The sequence below is a fragment of the Nocardioides sp. NBC_00163 genome, from assembly GCF_045206295.1.
Classification (GTDB): Bacteria; Actinomycetota; Actinomycetes; order Propionibacteriales; family Nocardioidaceae; genus Nocardioides.
Map to the genome: position 1 here is coordinate 1,320,187 of NZ_CP108155.1, position 16,287 is coordinate 1,336,473.

The 16,287-nt window shown below is 70.7% G+C and carries 17 protein-coding genes and 1 pseudogene; 10 read left to right on the forward strand and 8 right to left on the reverse strand.

Annotated features, from left to right (window positions below; translation table 11 throughout):
* Nucleotides 1–22: 22 nt before the first annotated feature.
* Nucleotides 23–1,423 (reverse strand): glycine--tRNA ligase, encoded by a 1,401-nt coding sequence (locus OG801_RS06325; RefSeq protein WP_091048619.1) that lies wholly within the window; start codon nucleotides 1,421–1,423, stop codon nucleotides 23–25.
* Nucleotides 1,424–1,592: 169 nt separating this feature from the next.
* Here OG801_RS06325 and OG801_RS06330 point away from each other — a divergent pair, with 169 nt between their 5' ends.
* Both OG801_RS06330 and OG801_RS06335 read left to right on the forward strand, forming a co-directional pair.
* The gene (locus tag OG801_RS06330; RefSeq protein ID WP_406034541.1) at nucleotides 1,593–2,462 is read left to right on the forward strand and encodes an SCO6745 family protein; all 870 of its coding nucleotides are present in this window, start codon (nucleotides 1,593–1,595) and stop codon (nucleotides 2,460–2,462) included.
* A 56-nt stretch (nucleotides 2,463–2,518) separates the two neighbouring features.
* The gene (locus OG801_RS06335; protein ID WP_355018180.1) at nucleotides 2,519–2,851 is read left to right on the forward strand and encodes a hypothetical protein; all 333 of its coding nucleotides are present in this window, start codon (nucleotides 2,519–2,521) and stop codon (nucleotides 2,849–2,851) included.
* 1 nt (nucleotide 2,852) lies between these two features.
* Here OG801_RS06335 and uppS read toward each other — a convergent pair whose 3' ends face one another.
* The 4 genes from uppS to OG801_RS06355 form a co-directional block, all read right to left on the reverse strand.
* Complete coding sequence (gene uppS / locus OG801_RS06340) at nucleotides 2,853–3,518, reverse strand: polyprenyl diphosphate synthase (RefSeq protein WP_406034544.1); 666 nt, start codon at nucleotides 3,516–3,518, stop codon at nucleotides 2,853–2,855.
* Nucleotides 3,518–4,063, reverse strand: coding sequence for a GrpB family protein (locus OG801_RS06345; protein ID WP_355018178.1), 546 nt, complete (start codon nucleotides 4,061–4,063; stop codon nucleotides 3,518–3,520). Before OG801_RS06345 ends, uppS begins: the two co-directional genes overlap by 1 nt.
* Before the next feature lie 25 nt (nucleotides 4,064–4,088).
* Nucleotides 4,089–4,559 (reverse strand): hypothetical protein, encoded by a 471-nt coding sequence (locus OG801_RS06350; RefSeq protein WP_406034546.1) that lies wholly within the window; start codon nucleotides 4,557–4,559, stop codon nucleotides 4,089–4,091.
* A gap of 66 nt (nucleotides 4,560–4,625) precedes the next feature.
* Nucleotides 4,626–5,861, reverse strand: a complete 1,236-nt coding sequence (locus OG801_RS06355; protein ID WP_406034547.1) for an alpha/beta fold hydrolase — start codon at nucleotides 5,859–5,861, stop codon at nucleotides 4,626–4,628.
* Nucleotides 5,862–5,978: 117 nt separating this feature from the next.
* Between OG801_RS06355 and bioB the strand changes: the two genes are divergently transcribed.
* Genes bioB through OG801_RS06395 form a run of 8 tightly spaced genes read left to right on the forward strand, consistent with a single transcriptional unit; the run spans nucleotide 5,979 to nucleotide 13,426 of the window.
* On the forward strand, nucleotides 5,979–7,154 hold the full coding sequence (gene bioB, locus OG801_RS06360; protein WP_406034549.1) for a biotin synthase BioB: 1,176 nt from the start codon (nucleotides 5,979–5,981) through the stop codon (nucleotides 7,152–7,154).
* Nucleotides 7,147–8,442, forward strand: a complete 1,296-nt coding sequence (gene bioA / locus OG801_RS06365) for an adenosylmethionine--8-amino-7-oxononanoate transaminase (RefSeq protein WP_406034551.1) — start codon at nucleotides 7,147–7,149, stop codon at nucleotides 8,440–8,442. The genes bioB and bioA overlap by 8 nt, the downstream gene beginning before the upstream one ends.
* 1 nt (nucleotide 8,443) lies before the next feature.
* Entirely contained in the window at nucleotides 8,444–9,562 is a 1,119-nt protein-coding gene (locus tag OG801_RS06370) for an 8-amino-7-oxononanoate synthase (protein WP_406034553.1), read from the forward strand.
* Nucleotides 9,559–10,215 (forward strand): dethiobiotin synthase, encoded by a 657-nt coding sequence (gene bioD, locus OG801_RS06375; RefSeq protein ID WP_406034555.1) that lies wholly within the window; start codon nucleotides 9,559–9,561, stop codon nucleotides 10,213–10,215. Before OG801_RS06370 ends, bioD begins: the two co-directional genes overlap by 4 nt.
* An 11-nt stretch (nucleotides 10,216–10,226) precedes the next feature.
* Entirely contained in the window at nucleotides 10,227–11,198 is a 972-nt protein-coding gene (locus tag OG801_RS06380; protein WP_406034557.1) for a metal ABC transporter substrate-binding protein, read from the forward strand.
* Nucleotides 11,195–12,013, forward strand: a complete 819-nt coding sequence (locus OG801_RS06385; RefSeq protein ID WP_406034558.1) for a metal ABC transporter ATP-binding protein — start codon at nucleotides 11,195–11,197, stop codon at nucleotides 12,011–12,013. Before OG801_RS06380 ends, OG801_RS06385 begins: the two co-directional genes overlap by 4 nt.
* The gene (locus OG801_RS06390) at nucleotides 12,013–13,032 is read left to right on the forward strand and encodes a metal ABC transporter permease (protein WP_355018169.1); all 1,020 of its coding nucleotides are present in this window, start codon (nucleotides 12,013–12,015) and stop codon (nucleotides 13,030–13,032) included. The genes OG801_RS06385 and OG801_RS06390 overlap by 1 nt, the downstream gene beginning before the upstream one ends.
* Nucleotides 13,019–13,426, forward strand: coding sequence for a Fur family transcriptional regulator (locus OG801_RS06395; protein WP_406034560.1), 408 nt, complete (start codon nucleotides 13,019–13,021; stop codon nucleotides 13,424–13,426). Before OG801_RS06390 ends, OG801_RS06395 begins: the two co-directional genes overlap by 14 nt.
* Here the strand turns inward: OG801_RS06395 and OG801_RS06400 are convergent.
* The 3 genes and pseudogenes from OG801_RS06400 to recO form a co-directional block, all read right to left on the reverse strand.
* Nucleotides 13,423–14,217: an isoprenyl transferase gene (locus tag OG801_RS06400; RefSeq protein ID WP_350664605.1), complete on the reverse strand. Its 795-nt coding sequence runs from the start codon at nucleotides 14,215–14,217 to the stop codon at nucleotides 13,423–13,425. The two genes, OG801_RS06395 and OG801_RS06400, sit on opposite strands and share 4 nt — an antisense overlap.
* Before the next feature lie 187 nt (nucleotides 14,218–14,404).
* Nucleotides 14,405–15,502, reverse strand: a pseudogene (locus tag OG801_RS06405) (YibE/F family protein); the annotation flags it as partial.
* Between the two features lie 6 nt (nucleotides 15,503–15,508).
* Complete coding sequence (recO, locus tag OG801_RS06410; RefSeq protein ID WP_355018167.1) at nucleotides 15,509–16,237, reverse strand: DNA repair protein RecO; 729 nt, start codon at nucleotides 16,235–16,237, stop codon at nucleotides 15,509–15,511.
* Nucleotides 16,238–16,287 lie beyond the last annotated feature (50 nt).

Below are 16,287 nucleotides of genomic sequence, written 5' to 3' on the forward strand. Positions count from 1 at the left end.
GGCCCGGCGGTGAAGTACTGCCTCAGGCGCCGATCAGACGCTCGGCGAAGTAGCGGCTCACGCCCTCGAGCGGGATCCGCTCCTGCTTCATGGTGTCGCGCTCGCGGATGGTGACCGCGTTGTCCTCGAGGGTGTCGAAGTCGACGGTGACGCAGTACGGCGTGCCGATCTCGTCCTGGCGGCGGTAGCGCTTGCCGATCGACTGGGAGTCGTCGAAGTCGACGGCCCAGTTGGCACGCAGCTCGGCCGAGAGCGCCTTCGCCTTCGGCGAGAGCGCCTCGTTGCGGCTGAGCGGAAGCACGGCGATCTTGACCGGCGCGACCCGGTGGTCGAGACGGAGCACGACCCGCTTGTCGACACCGCCCTTGGCGTTGGGGGCCTCCTCCTCGGCGTACGCGTCGACGAGGAAGGTCATCAGGGCGCGGGTCAGACCGGCCGCGGGCTCGATGACGTAGGGCAGGTAGCGCTCGTTGTTGGCCTGGTCGAAGTACTGCAGGTCCTGGCCGGAGTGCTTCATGTGGGTGCCGAGGTCGAAGTCGGTGCGGTTGGCGACGCCCTCGAGCTCGCCCCACTCGCTACCGGGGAAGTTGAAGCGGTACTCGATGTCGACGGTGCGCTTGGAGTAGTGGCTCAGCTTCTCCTGGGCGTGCTCGTAGTGGCGCAGGTTGTCGGGGTTGATGCCGAGGTCGGTGTACCACCGGGTGCGCTCGTCGATCCAGTACTGGTGCCACTCCTCGTCCTCGCCCGGCTTGACGAAGAACTCCATCTCCATCTGCTCGAACTCGCGGGTGCGGAAGATGAAGTTGCCCGGCGTGATCTCGTTGCGGAAGCTCTTGCCGGTCTGGGCGATGCCGAACGGGGGCTTCTGGCGGGTCGAGGTGACCACGTTGGCGAAGTTGACGAAGATGCCCTGCGCGGTCTCGGGACGCAGGTAGTGCAGGCCCGACTCGTCCTCGAGGACACCGAGGTGGGTCTTGAGCATGCCGGAGAACTCACGCGGCTCGGTCCAGGCGCCACGGGTGCCGCAGTTCGGGCAGGCGACGACCTCGTTGATGACGACGGTGTCGGGGTCCTCGATGCCCTTCTTCTCCGCGTACTCCTCCTGGAGGTGGTCGAAGCGGTAGCGCTTGTGGCACGACTGGCACTCGACCAGCGGGTCGTTGAAGGTCTCGACGTGACCGGAGGCGACCCAGGTCTGGCGCGGCAGGATGATGCTCGAGTCGAGGCCGACGACGTCGTCGCGCTGCTGGACCATCGCCTTCCACCACTGGCGCTTGATGTTCTCCTTGAGCTCGACACCGAGGGGGCCGTAGTCCCAGGCACTCCGGGTGCCGCCGTAGATCTCGCCGCTGGGGAAGACGAATCCGCGCCGCTTGGCGAGGGAGACGACGAGGTCAAGGGTCGATGCTGGCGGCTTTGCCACGATGAATGCTCTCTGCTCGAGGTGAGCCCGGCCGGCTGCCGGGCCTGGTGTTGAGGGGGATGTCTACAGCGACAGGGAAATCCTATCCGTGGTGTCATCTTGTTATGTACGCCGCCCGTGGGGCCAATTCGCTCGGCCGCTCGGGCTTCTGCCGATAGCGTCGCTGGGCATGGAGTCGAACGCGCGTCGTCTGTGGAAGCTGCTCGAGCCGATCCATGCGGTGGGCTACTTCTCACCCGAACCGATCGCCCTCCTCAAGGAGGCCGGCTACCGCGGCTACTGGATGGGCTACTTCGCTGCCCGGTCCGCCCCGCTGGGCGCTGTTCCGGCCGAGGTCGTCCATGCCGTGTTCTACAACTTCGCGTTCTCACACGTGTCCCGGGCGCTTCCCGACGCTTGGACGTACGCTTCGCCCGAGGCTGCGGACGAGGCCCGCCGCACCGGTGCCGTCGCCGCGCTCCGCCGTCACCTCGGCCCGCTCGCCGATTCCGACGACCTGATCCGGGCTGCCTCGCTCGTTTCGCGAGCCGCTCTCGGCGCTCCGCCGGAGGGACGGGCCCTGTACGCCGCGCTGCGCTCGCTCCCCGTCTCCGAGGACCCGATGACCCTCCTGTGGGATTCGGCGACGCTGCTGCGGGAGCACCGCGGCGACGGCCACGTCGCCGCCCTGCTCGCCGCCGGGATCGGTGGCCGCGAGTCGCACGTCTTCCACGCCCTCGCCAACGGCACCTCCCCGTCGGTCTACGCCACCTCCCGCAACATCCACGAGACCGAGTGGGACTCCCTCGTCTCCGGGCTGCAGTCCCGCGGGCTCGTCACCGACGACGGCCGCTCCCTCACCGACGCCGGCCGGGAGACCAAGGCCGAGATCGAGTCGAGGACCGACGCGCTTGCTGCCACGGCGTACGCGACCCTGGAGCCTGCCGAGATCGACGAGCTCATCGCGCTGCTGCGGCCGCTGGCCAAGGCTGTGGTCGCCTCCGGCGAGATCCCCGGCCAGTCACCGATGGGGCTGAACCTCGACGATCTCGATCGCTGACCTTGCCGGGGTGAAACCCGGTTGAGCCTGCGCCTCGCTCGGATCAGACTCGACCCATGAGCGCCTCCGACCTCGACCCTCGCCTCCGCCCCGTTCTCGGCCTGGCCGAGGAGGCCGCGGCGCGCCCGGGGACCGAGGCCGACCTGGAGACCCTCCAGGAGATCTTCGCCGAGGCCGCGATGCTGCTCGACCTCGGCAACGTCCTCGAGGGCCTCGACGAGCACGACGCCCGCGGTGTCGTCGACGGCCTCTGCCAGGACCTCCTCACCGAGGATCCCTCGCAGAGCATCCGCGCCCACGCCGAGTCCGTCCTCCAGAGCGACTCGTCCCACGACCCTGACGGCGTCGCCGTGGCGTACCGGATGGCGGCGTACGCGCTGCAGCTGTGACCTAGCCGCCCGATCGTCTCGCGGCGTAGAGCCCAAGTGCCTCGGCGAAGTCGTGCTCGGTGAAGTCGGGCCAGAGCTTCTCGCTGACGATGATCTCGGCGTTCGAGGTCTGCCAGGGGAAGAAGCCGGAGAGGCGCTGCTCGCCGCTGGTGCGGATGACGAGGTCGATCTCCTTGACCGGGCCGCCGGGCAGCGCTGCCGTGATCGCCCGCTCGTCGATCTCCGTGACGCCCGCGGCGATCGCGCGGCGGATGCCTTCGACGATGTCGCCGTGCGGGTCGTAGCCGATCGCCATCGTCAGGTGGGCCGGGCGGTCGGCGGTCTCCCGCTCGGCCGCGCGCAACGCCTCGGCGGCGTCGTCGGGCAGCAGGGAGAGGTCGCCGGAGACGTGGAGGGCCCAGCGGTGGCTGCGTACGACTGTCTGCGGGAGCTTGTCGGCGAGGATGCCGAACAGGTGGCCGACCTGCGACTTCGGGCGCTTCCGGATGTTGTCGGCGGAGAGGACGTAGGAGGTGAGGTGGTCGATCCGCCACCGGGTGCACCAGCCCAGCAGGTCCTCGACATGGTCGGCGCCGACGTCGTGGCCGGCGCCCGGGTTCGCGAAACCTGCCTTCTTCGCCCAGCGGCGGTTGCCGTCCATCACCACGCCGACATGGGTTGGGAGCATCAGCGGCTCGGGTCGTTGAGGGAGAGGATCTGGCCGCGCTCGGCGTCGGTCAGGTCGGAGGCGGCGAGGACCTTCTGGATCACGTCGGACTTGCGGGCGATGTAGGTGTCGATGTCCAGGTCCGGTTCGGCGGCCAGGGCGAGCTTCACCGCTGCGTACTCGTCGCGAAGGTCGTCACGGCGGCGCAGGACATCGCGGACGGCGAGATGGTTGCGTACGTTGAGTGTCCCCGCGGCGCAGACGTAGACGTGGCGTCTCGGATCCTCGTCGGGGGCGAAGAACGCCTCGCGGCCGGCGACGCCGAGATCGCCGCGGTGGACGTAGCCGATGCGTACGAGCGCCGCGACCGCGGCGGGGACGTCCTCCGGCGCGACGATCACGTCGATGTCGAGGATGGGCTTCGCGGCGAGGCCCGGCACCGAGGTCGAACCGACGTGCTCGACGGCAGCCGTCGGACCGTCAGCCAGCGCACCGCTCAGCGCCGCGGCAACTTTCTCGAACCGGTCCTGCCAGGACGGGTCGTACGCCACTACCTCGATGCTCACAGGAACCAGAGTCTCTCAGGTCGGCTCAGGCTTCGGCGGCAACGGGCCGAGTCCGAAGGCGCCGGCCGGTGATCAACCCGGCGACGGCGTCGGAGAGGGCGAGGAGGAGCACCGCGGGAGCCGCGGCGAGGACCAGCACTGCGGCGGTGACCGCCGGGCTCCCGGACAGGTCGAAGAGGAGCCAGGCCAGCCAGGTGGTTCCTGCGGTGAGGAACACCAGCACCGCGGAGCCGGCCAAGACTCCCTTGAGGCCGCCCACGACACGCGCCGCGAGCGCTGCGGGCGCGGCGATGGCCACACAGAGCGCCCCGACGGCAGCGCCGAGAAGGACGAGCACCGGCCCCGCGAGCGGTCCGCCCATCCCCTGGTCGCCGGTCACGGAGGCGACCAGGAGACCGACGTAGACCAACCCGGCGAGCACCGGGTAGGCGAGCCCGACGAGCACCATGGTGACGACGAAGGATGCGGTGCGAACGGCGGTCACGGGCAAACTCATGCGCTCATGATGCCCGGCACCGCCGCGCGCGGCCTCAGATGTTGACCCTTCGTTGACGAACCGTCGTCAGACGCGCCCGCGGACCATCCCGATGAGGCGGTCGAGGACCTCCTCGGGGGCGACCTGGACACCGTTGTGGAGGTGGGCGTTGGTGACCCACGGGCGGAGGGTGGGGACCAGGTCGGCGGTGGCGAGGGAGTGCTCGCGCAGGACGTACGGGTCGTCGTAGTAGACCGCCGCGGCGCACGGGACGTCGACGGATGCCAGCACCGACGGGTCGTAGAGGCTCGGCCACTCGCGCTCGGCCAGCAGGTCCGCGGTCTCGGCGAAGGGAGCCAGCAGCGGGTCCTCGGTCAGGTGCCACGGGAAGAGGTGCTCGGCGGTGAAGAGGGTCGGGTCCTCGTACGCCGCGGGCTGGACGCGCGCGGAGGCCCAGCGGGTGGCCTGGGCATCGGCGTAGCAGGCCTCGTGGACGAGTACGTAGAGCGGCGAGTGGCCGCTGAAGGGCAGCAGCGACGCGACCTCGTGGCCGAAGCCGAGTCCGGCCGGGTCGCGCTCGAGGAGGTAGTGGATCCGCTCGGAACCGCCGGTCATCCCGAGCAGGCTGCCGATCGAACGCGCCTGGCGGGCGGAGAGCAGGCCGCCGTGCGGGAGCCGGATCTCGCCGGCGTCGCAGCGCTCGACCAGCGCCCGCATCCGGTCGCGGTCGCCAGGGAAGCGGCCGTAGTGGCGCTCGGTGAGCTCGATGGTGCGGGCGAAGGTCGCGGCGTAGATCTCGTCGACGGGCAGGCCGACCGGCGGCACTCCCCCGGTGAACATCACCTCGCGCAACGACTCGGGATGGGCCGAGAGGTAGCGCAGCGAGCAGAAGCCGCCGAAGGACTGGCCCAGGAGGGACCAGCGCTCGATCCCGAGGTGGGCGCGGAGGAGCTCGGCGTCCTCGACGATCGAGTCGGCACGGAAATGGGCCAGGTAGTCGGCCTGCTCCTGCGGGCTCGTCCCGGTCATCGCGGTGAGCGGTGTCGACCGTCCGGTCCCCCGCTGGTCGAGGAGGATCAGCCGATAGTCCTCCAGCGCCCGCTCGAGCCACCCCGGCGCCATCGGGAGGTCGATCGGGCGTGGGCTCTCTCCGCCCGGGCCGCCTTGGAGGAAGAGCAGCGCGTCGCGGTCCTCGCGATCGCCCGGACGACGCACCTCGCGGGCGAAGACGGTCAGCGTCTCCGGCCCACCGCCGCGATGGTCGAGGGGCACCTCGATCTCGTGCTCGATCAGGACCAGTCCGGGGATCGTCTCGGTGTACACCAGCCGATCCTATGCCGATCAGATGGACGGCGACGTTGCGGTACGGCCCGGCACAACCTAACCTGAACACCGTTCAACTGAACGTTGTTCAGGTAGCCATCCCGAGGAGACTCCCGCATGACGACAGCCTTCGACCAGCTAGCCGACCGGATCCTGTCCGGCGGGGCCGCCACCGCGGAGGACGCGGTGGCCGTGCTGCGTACGCCCGACGCGGAGCTGATGGGCGTCGTCGCCGCGGCGGGGCGGCTGCGGCGCGAGCACTTCGACAACACCGTGAAGGTGAACTACCTGGTCAACCTCAAGTCCGGCCTCTGCCCGGAGAACTGCAACTACTGCAGCCAGGCGCTCGGCTCGCAGGCGCCGGTCCTGAAGTACTCCTGGCTCTCCAAGGACGAGACCCTCGAGCAGGCCGGCGCCGGGCTGCGTGGTGGCGCCACCCGCGTCTGCATGGTCTCCTCGGGCCGCGGACCCTCCGAGCGCGACATCGACAAGGTCGTCGAGATGACCTCCGCGCTGAAGGATGCGCACGAGGGCGTCGAGGTCTGCGCCTGTCTCGGACTGCTCAAGGGTGGCCAGGCCGAGCGGCTCAAGGCCGCCGGGGTGGATGCGTACAACCACAACATCAACACCGCCGAGTCCAACCACGACAACATCGTCCAGACCCACACCTACGAGGACCGCGTCGACACGATCGGGAAGGCCAAGGACGCCGGCCTCTCGCCGTGCTCCGGCCTCATCGCGGGCCTGGGCGAGACCGACGAGCAGCTCGTCGAGGCCCTCTTCGCGCTCAAGGAGCTCGACGCCGACTCGATCCCGGTGAACTTCCTGATGCCGTTCGACGGGACGCCGTACGAGAACACCTGGGAGCTCTCCCCCACCCGCTGCGTGAAGATCCTGGCGATGGCGCGCTTCGTCTGCCCGGACAAGGAGATCCGGATCGCGGGCGGGCGCGAGATGCACCTGCGCTCGCTGCAGGCGACGGCGCTGCAGGTCGCCAACTCGATCTTCCTCGGCGACTACCTGACCTCCGAGGGTCAGGACGCGCTGGCCGACCTGGAGATGCTGCGTGACAACGGGTTCATCATCCTCGGCATGGACGAGAGCGCCTTCGACGAGCTCATCGAGGAGCACCGCACCAAGGCCGCCGGGCGCGTCGCGAGCGGTGGCTGTGGCAGCAGCTGTGGCGACGGCTGTGGCAGTGCCTCTGGCGGAGCCTGTGGTGGCCACGACGAGCAGGACGGCCCGGTGATCCGGCGCCGCGGAGCGGGGACCGATGTCGCTGCCAATGCTTGATCGAGGCGTCGATCGGGGCCACGATCTGCTCGCCTTCGACCGCGAGCACATCTGGCACCCCTACACCTCGATGACCGACCCGGCGCCGGTGCGGCTCGTCACCGGCGCCGAGGGCGTACGCCTCCACCTCGACGACGGCGGCGAGCGCCTCGAGGTCGTCGACGCGATGTCGTCGTGGTGGTCTGCGGTCCACGGCTACCGGGTGCCCGAGCTGGACTCCGCGCTCGCCGAGCAGGCCGGCCGGATGGCGCACGTGATGTTCGGCGGCCTGACCCACGCCCCGGCGATCGATCTCGCCGAGCGGCTCGTCTCGATCACCCCGGACCCCCTGCAGCACGTCTTCCTCGCCGACTCCGGGTCGGTGAGCGTCGAGGTGGCGATCAAGATGGCGCTGCAGAGCCAGCGCGGCCGTGGGCGGCCGGAGCGTACGCGCCTGATGACCGTGCGCGGCGGCTACCACGGCGACACCTTCGGGTGCATGAGCACGTGCGACCCGGTCGGCGGGATGCACTCGATGTTCACCGAGATGCTCGCACCGCAGGTCTTCGCCGAGCGCCCGCCGGCGCCGGGCGGTGACGTGGAGGCGTGGGCCGAGGGCGTACGCCTGGTTGCCGAGGCCCACGCTCACGAGCTCGCCGGGATCATCGTCGAGCCGCGGCTCCAGGGCGCGGGCGGGATGTGGGTCTACGACGACCAGTGTCTGGTCGTGCTCCGCGAGATCGCCGACGAGCACGGACTGGTGCTGATCTTCGACGAGATCGCCACCGGCCTCGGCCGCACCGGCGACCTCTTCGTGTCCTCGCTGGTCACCCCCGACATCCTCTGTCTCGGCAAGGCGCTCACCGGCGGCTACATGACCCTCGCCGCCGTGCTGACCACCACCGAGGTCGCGCACGCGATCTCCCGGAGCGAGTCGGGCGTACTCATGCACGGGCCGACCTTCATGGGCAACCCGCTCGCCTGCGCGGTGGCGCTGGCCTCGCTCGACCTGCTGGCCGCCCGCGGCTGGGAGCAGGACGTACGCCGGGTCTCCGCCGCTCTCTCGACGGGCCTCTCCCCGCTGACCGCCGCCCCCGGTGTCAGCCAGGTCCGCGTCCTCGGCGCCGTCGGCGTGGTCCAGCTCGACCATCCGGTCGATGTCGCCAAGGCGACCGACGCCGCGCTGCGCGAAGGCGTCTGGATCCGGCCGTTCCGCGACCTGATCTACACGATGCCTCCCTACATCACCGACCAGGACGACCTCGCCCGCATCTGCCGGGCCGTCGCCGCGGCCGCGGAGGTGGCCTGACATGGGTTGGCAGAACTGGCTGGAGGAAGCAGCTGCCGCAAGAGAGGCGGCCGGGCTGACCCGGCGGCTGCGGCCGCGTGGGCCCGATGACAGCGTCGTCGACCTGGCCGGCAACGACTATCTGGGCCTGTCCGGCCATCCGGACGTACGCCGTGCCGCGGCCGAGGCGGCGATGCTCTGGGGCGGTGGCGCGGGTGCGTCTCGGCTGGTCACGGGCACCTTGACCCTGCACGGCGAGCTGGAGGCCGAGCTCGCCGACTGGCTCGGCCAGCCGGGCGCGCTGACGTTCTCGACCGGCTACCACGCCAACCTCTCGGTCGTCGGCGCACTGGCCGACCGGACCGCCCACGTCGTCTCCGACGCACACATCCATGCCTCCCTGATCGACGCGGTACGGCTCTCCCGAGCCCAGCTGACGGTCGTGCCGCACAACGACGTGGCGGCGGTCCGGGCGGCGCTCGCCGCGCGTCCCGGCGTACGCAGCCTCGTGCTGGCCGAGTCCGTCTACTCCGTCCTCGGCGACGAGGCACCGTTGACGGAGCTGGCCGAGGTCTGCGCGGAGCACGGCGCGCTGCTCGTCGTCGACGAGGCTCACGGCGTCGGCGTGCACGGGCCGGGGCTCGTCCACGGCCACGGGCTTGCCGGGCGACCCGATGTGCTCGTCACCGCGACGCTCTCCAAGAGCCTGGGCAGCCAAGGCGGAGCCGTCCTGGGGCCGCGAGCGGTCCTCGACCATCTGGTCAACACCGCCCGCCCGTTCATCTTCGACACCGGGCTGGCCCCCGCCTCCGCCGCCGCGGCCCTGGCCGCTGCACGGGTCGCGCGCGCTCGCCCGGAGCTCGCCGGCACCATCCGCGCTCGCGTCACCGAGCTGGCTCGGACCCTCGGGATCCCTGCCCCCGCCGGCGCGGTGCTGTCGGTGCCGATGCCGTCGCCCGAGGCTGCGGTCTCCGCGCAGGCGGCCCTGCTCAGCGAGGGCGTACGCGTCGGCTGCTTCCGCCCGCCGTCGGTCCCCGACGGGGTCTCCCGACTGCGGGTCACCGCCGGCGCGGGCGTCACCGACGAGGAGTGGAAGCGGGCCGCCAAGGCCATCGACGCGATCGTGGGTGAGGTCAGATGAGCGGGACGAGCGGGCGGGTCGTGATCGTCACCGGCACCAACACGGGCGTCGGCAAGACCGTCGCGACGGCGACGCTGGCCGCCCGGGCGCGTACGAACGGCGAGAAGGTCGCGGTCGTGAAGCCGGTGCAGACCGGGACCGCCGACGGCGACTGCGACGCCGCCGAGATCCACCGGCTGACCGGGATCGAGGTCCACGAGCTCACCACTCTGGAGGAGCCGCTCGCACCCGACACCGCCGCCCGGCGGGCCGGGGTGGAGATCCCGCCGGTCGCTGCGTACGCTCCGACGATCTCGGCCCTGACCAGCGAGAACGACCTCGTGCTCGTCGAAGGCGCAGGTGGTCTGCTGGTGCGCCTGGACACCGACGGCGGCACGCTCCTGGACCTGGCCGACGCCCTGCTCGCCGGGGGCGTACCCACCTCGTTCGTCGTCGTCACCGCGGCCGGCCTGGGCACCCTCAACCACACCGAGCTGACCGTGGCCGCGCTGCGCGCTCGCGGGCACGAGCCCGACGGGCTGATCATCGGCTCCTGGCCGAGCGATCCGGGGCTCGCCGAGCGGTGCAACCGCATCGACCTCCCCCGCGTCACCGGCGTACCCCTGCTGTTCGGCATCCCGGAAGGAATTGACAACCATTCTCAACTAGTCTGAGAATGGTTCTCATGACCCCCACTACCCGCTCCGCTGGCCTCCTCGCCGCCGGCGCACTCCTGCTCACCTCGGGCTGTGCCGCCCTCTCCGACGACTCCGGTTCCTCCGCCTCCGGATCCGACTCGGGGAAGGTCCAGGTCGCGGCCGCGTTCTACCCGCTGGAGTTCGTCGCGGAGCGGGTAGCGGGTGACCTCGCCGAGGTCACGCCCCTCACCAAGCCGGGCGTCGAGCCGCACGACCTCGAGCTCAGCATCAACCAGACCGCGGCGCTGCAGAGCGCCGACCTGATCCTCACCGAGCACGGCTTCCAGCCGGCCGTCGACGACGCGGTCGAGCAGGATGTCAAGGGTGAGGTCGTCGACGTCGAGAAGGTCGTCGAGCTCCGCAAGGCCGAGGATGGCGACGAGGATGGCGACGAGGAAGGTCACGAGGACGAGCACGCCGAGGACGAGCACGCCCACGGCGAGACCGATCCGCACTTCTGGCACGACCCGCTGCTGATGGCGCAGTACGCCGAGGGCGTACGCGACGCTCTGGTCGAGGCCGACCCCGACAACGCCGAGACCTACGAGGCCAACGCGAAGGCGCTGACCGAGGACCTGACGAAGGTCGACGAGGAGTTCAAGACCGGTCTGGCCCAGTGCAAGATCAAGGACGTCGTGGTCTCCCATGACGCCTTCGCCTACCTGGACAAGTACGGCCTGGAGTTCGAGTCGATCGCCGGCCTGACCCCCGACGCCGAGCCCAACCCGGCCCAGCTCGCCGAGATCGGCGAGCACGCCAAGGAGCACGGCGTGACCACGATCTTCTCCGAGCGTCTGGTCAGCACCGCGCTCGCCGACACCCTCGCCGACGACCTCGGTCTGAAGACCGCCGTGCTCGACCCGATCGAGGGCCTCTCGGCAGACACCGAGGGAGAGGACTACCTTTCCCTCATGCGCCAGAACCTCGACGCCCTGAAGGCGGCCAACGGTTGTCAGTGACCAGATCAGGGACCGGAAACAGCACCGTCCCCGCCGATGTCCCCGTGCAGCTCCTGCACGGGGATGTCGCCCTGTCCGGACGTCCCGTCCTTCGCGAGGTGGACCTGACCGTCAAGCGCGGTGAGTTCGTCGCGCTGATGGGCGCCAACGGCTCCGGCAAGTCGACGCTCGTACGCACGCTGGTCGGCCTCAACCCGCTCTCGGCCGGCCGCCTGGAGCTGTTCGGCCGCCCCCTGGCCGGTTTCCACGACTGGTCGCGGGTCGGCTACGTGCCGCAGCGAAGCACCGCCACCGGCGGCGTACCCGCTTCGGTCTGGGAGGTCGTCGCCTCCGGCCGGCTCACCCACCGCAAGCTGCTGCGGCCGCTGCGCAGCGCCGACCGGGCCGCGATCCGGGCGGCGCTCGAGGTGGTCGGGATGGATGCGTACGCCCACCGCGGGGTCGCCCAGCTCTCCGGCGGTCAGCACCAGCGGGTGCTGATCGCGCGGGCGCTCGCCGGCCGTCCCGAGCTGCTGCTGCTCGACGAGCCCACCGCCGGCGTCGACCTGCCCAACCAGCACGCGCTGGCCGGGGCCCTCGGCCGGCTCAAGGAAGACGGCGCCACGATCGTGCTGGTCGCCCACGAGCTCGGGCCGCTGGCTCTACTGGTCGACCGCGCCGTCGTCATGCGCGACGGGCGCAAGGCGTACGACGGCCCTCCCCTCTCCGATGCTGACGTCCACGCCCAGGGCTTCGACGCCGGGCACGTCCACTGCGACGACGCTTCGACCCCCAAGCCGAACGCCGCCGTCCCGACCCCACTCAAGGAGCTCTGATGACTCTCCTCGAGCTCTTCTCGGTGCCGTTCATGCAGCGGGCCCTGATCGCGGCGTTCCTCGTCGGGATCGCCGCGCCGGCGGTCGGCACCTACATCGTGCAGCGACGACTGGCGCTGATGGGCGACGGCATCGGTCACGTCGCCGTCACCGGCGTCGCGATCGGCCTGTGGACCCAGACCTCACCGACCTGGGCCGCGGTGGTCGTGGCCATCGCCGGCGCCGTGGTCATCGAGATCGTGCGCGAGCGCGGCCACGCCGAAGGTGACGTCGCCCTGGCGATGCTCTTCTACGGCGGGCTCGCCGGCGGCGTCTTCGTCACCGGGCTCGCCGGCACCGGCGCCTCCCGGCTCCAGGAGTTCCTCTTCGGCTCGATCCTGACCATCTCGGTCGACGACCTGCTCGTGACGATGGCCCTCGCGGTCGTGCTGATCGTGATCTGCGTCGGCCTCTCGCCGCAGCTGTTCGCGGTCTCCCAGGACGCCGACTACGCGAAGGTCGCCGGGCTGCCGGTGCGGTTCTACTCCATCCTCGTCGCCGTGCTCGCTGCCCTGAGCGTGGTGATCGCGATGCGCACCGTCGGGCTGCTGCTCGTCTCCGCTCTCATGGTCGTACCGGTCGCGATCGTGCAGCAGCTGACCCGGTCGTTCCGGATGACCCTGCTCGGCGCGATGGGCGCCGGCCTGGTCGCCTCGGTGGGCGGCCTCGGGCTGGCAGCCGCGCTCTCCCGCACCGGCGCCAACGTCCAGCCCGGCCCCAGCATCGTGCTGGTCGCGCTGGCCGGGTTCTTCCTGGTCTGGCCGATCGGCGCGTGGCTACGCCGCCGTCGGGCGCTGGTGGCGCCGTTCCCTGAGACCGCGCCCGTGGAGAAGCCGGTCGACGAGGAACACCCGCACCACCACGGAGAGAAGTGCGGTCACGTAGCGGTCGAGCACGGCGACCACGTCGACTACATCCACGACGGCCACCGGCACGCGGCGCACGTCGGCGCGGAGGGAGAGCACTATGACGAGCACTGAACCTTCGGCGGCTGACACTGCCGGAGCTCTGCGCCCCACCAAGCAGCGGCTCGCCGTGGCCGAGGCGCTACGGACGTACGACGGCTTCCACTCGGCCCAGGAGATCCACTCCCGTCTCGATGGCACCGTCGGCCTGGCAACGGTCTACCGCACGCTGACCGCGCTGGCCGAGGCCGGCGCGGTGGACGCGATGCGCTCCGAGGACGGCGAGACGATCTATCGTCGCTGCTCCGACACGCATCACCATCACCTGGTCTGCCGTCAGTGCGGCCGCACCGTCGAGGTCGAGGGCCCTGCCGTCGAGCGCTGGACCAAGACCATGGCCGAGGACAACGGCTTCACCGACGTCTCCCACACCCTGGAGATCTTCGGCACCTGCACCGACTGCCGTTAGAGCTGGACCGGGTTCGGCAGCGCGCCGCCGTAGCGGCGGTCCCGGGAGGCGTACGTCTCGATGGCGTGCCACAGGTGGCGACGGTCGACGTCGGGCCACAGCACGTCGGTGAAGACAAACTCGGAATAAGCCGCCTGCCAGAGCATGTAGTTGGACAGCCGCTGCTCACCGGAGGTGCGCCAGATGAGGTCGGCGTCGGGGAGGTCGGGGACGTAGAGGTAGCGCTCGAAGGTCTTCTCGGTGATCTTCTCCGGACGCAGCTTCCCGGCGCGTACGTCCTCCCCCATCCGCCGCACGGCGTCGGTGAGCTCGGCGCGACCGCCGTAGTTGACGCACATCGTCAGCGTGCAGACGGTGTTGTCCTTCGTCATCTCCTCGGCGATCTTCAGCTCGTTGATGACGGACTTCCACAGCCGCGGCGCGCGACCGGCCCAACGCACCCGGACCCCGAGCTCGTTCATCTCGTCGCGGCGGCGGCGGATGACGTCGCGGTTGAAGCCCATCAGGAACTTCACCTCGTCGGGCGAGCGCGACCAGTTCTCGGTGGAGAACGCGTAGGCGGAGATGGCCTTCACGCCGATCTCGATGGCTCCTTCGACGACGTCGAAGAGCGAGGACTCACCCTCTTCGTGGCCCTTGGTCCGGGGGAGGCCACGCTCCTTGGCCCATCGGCCGTTGCCGTCCATGATGATCGCCACGTGGTGCGGGACGAGGTCCTTGGGGACCGGGGGCGGGGTAGCCCCGGACGGGTGGGGTGTTGGGGTACGGACCGGCTTGCTCACGAGGTGCAACCCTAGTCGGGCGATAGCCAGGAGGCGGCTGCGGCCCGGGAGGCTGCGGCCTGGGCGGGACCATCTGGCGCCGAGGCGCGTCGTACTCCATCTCCTCCGGCCGCCCGGTCGGACCGGGGACGGTCAGCGCGCCGATGATCGTGGTGATCGGCATCGCCAGGACGACCCCGATGCCCGCGGCCATGGTGGCGACGATCTCGCCGGCCATCTGCTCGGTCGTCAGCAGCGAGAGGAACGTGCGGTCGTAGAGCTGGATCACCAGCAGCAGGGTCAGCGCGCTGCCGACGTAGGCGAACACGATCGTGTAGATGGTCGAGGCGACGTGGTCGCGGCCGATCCGCATCGCGCCGCGGAAGACGTCCCAGCGTGAGGTGTCCGGGCCGGCGGCACGCAGCTCCCACACCGCGGAGGCCTGGGTGATGGTGACGTCGTTGAGCGCGCCGAGGCCGGCGATGATCACCGCAGCGACCAGCAGGGTCTGCAGGTCGAGCGCGGCGTCGAGCGAGGAGAGCGTCTGGCCGCTCTCCGAGCCCAGCCCGCTGAGCCGGCTGGCGCCGATCGCGAAGGTGCCGATCAGCGCGGTCACCGCGACCCCGGCGAGGGTGCCGGCGAGCGCCACCGAGGTACGCACCGAGAACCCGTGGGTCGTGTAGAGCACCACGTAGAGGATCAGCACCGAGGAGACCAGCGCGACCCACGCCGCGGGCTCGCCAGAGAGCAGCGCGGGCAGCAGGAACAGCCACACCACCGCTCCCGCGAACCCCAGACCGAGCACCGCCATCAGCCCGCGCAGGCGCGCGACGGCGACGACGCACGCGACGAAGAGGCCGACCAGCAGGAGCAGCGGCGGCCCGCGCTTGACGTCGAAGAAGGCGTACGTCGCCTCCCCCTCCTTCTCGGTGCGGGAGAGCTCCACCTCGTCGCCGGTCTCGAGCCCGGAGCGGGCCATCGGGGTCGAGATCTCCACCGCCACCTCGGTGCCGGTGTCGGGTCCGCTGGTGAGCGTCGCGGCGGCTGTGTTGCAGCCCTTGGGCGTGCCCTCGGCGCTGCACGGCTCGGCGACCGAGGTCACCTCGGCCGTCTCGAAGACGACGCCGTCGGCGACGAACTCCTGCGACCCCTGGAGCTTCTCGACCGCGGCACGGTCGGGCCACCACAGGGCCACTCCGACGAGGGTGATGACGGCCACGAGCACGAGCGAGACGGTCAGCACCAGCCGCGGCAGGGCCTCGACCTCCACCTCGGCGTCGTGCCCACCGTGGGAGTGGCCGTGGGAGTGGGCCATCGTTCCTCAGCTCTCGACGTATTCCAGCGAGCGCAGGTTGCGGTCCAGATGCCAGGAGAGGTACGCAGCGACCAACCCGCTCGCCTGCCTGCTGGTCCGGTCCTCGGCGCCGCCGACGGTATCCCAGTCACCTGAGAGCAGCGCACCGAGGTGACCGAGCGTCTCGGGCGAGGGCGTCGCCGAGCCCGGCACCCGGCAGGTCGTGCACAGCGCGCCACCCATGGACACGTTGAACCACCGGTGCGGCCCCTCCAACCCGCAGCGCGCGCAGGCCTCGAAGCTCGGCGCGTAGCCGGCGACGGCCAGCGAGCGGAGCAGGTAGGAGTCGAGGACGTGGCGGGGAAGCCGGTCGCCCTGGGCGAGAACCCGCAGCCCGCCGACGAGCAGCAGATACTGCTGCGGCGCCGGCTCGCCCTCCTCGTGGACCAGCCGGTCGGCGGTCTCGAGCATCGCGGTGCCGGCGGTGTAGCGGTCGTAGTCCAGCCCGATCCCGGCATGGAACAGGGTGAGGGTCTCGGCCTGGGTGATCGTGTCGAGGTTGCGCCCCTCGGCGAACTGCAGGTCGACGTGGGTGAACGGCTCCAGCCGCGAACCCCATCGCGAGGTGGTGCGCCGCACGCCCTTCGCCACCGCACGCACCCGTCCGTGGTGGCGGGTGAGCATGGTGATGATGCGATCAGCCTCACCAAGCTTGTGGGTGCGAAGCACGATGGCCTCGTCGCGGTAGAGGGGCACGACCCCATTCTGCCGCGCGGCACCGACAACCACGGCAGCGACAGACCGAC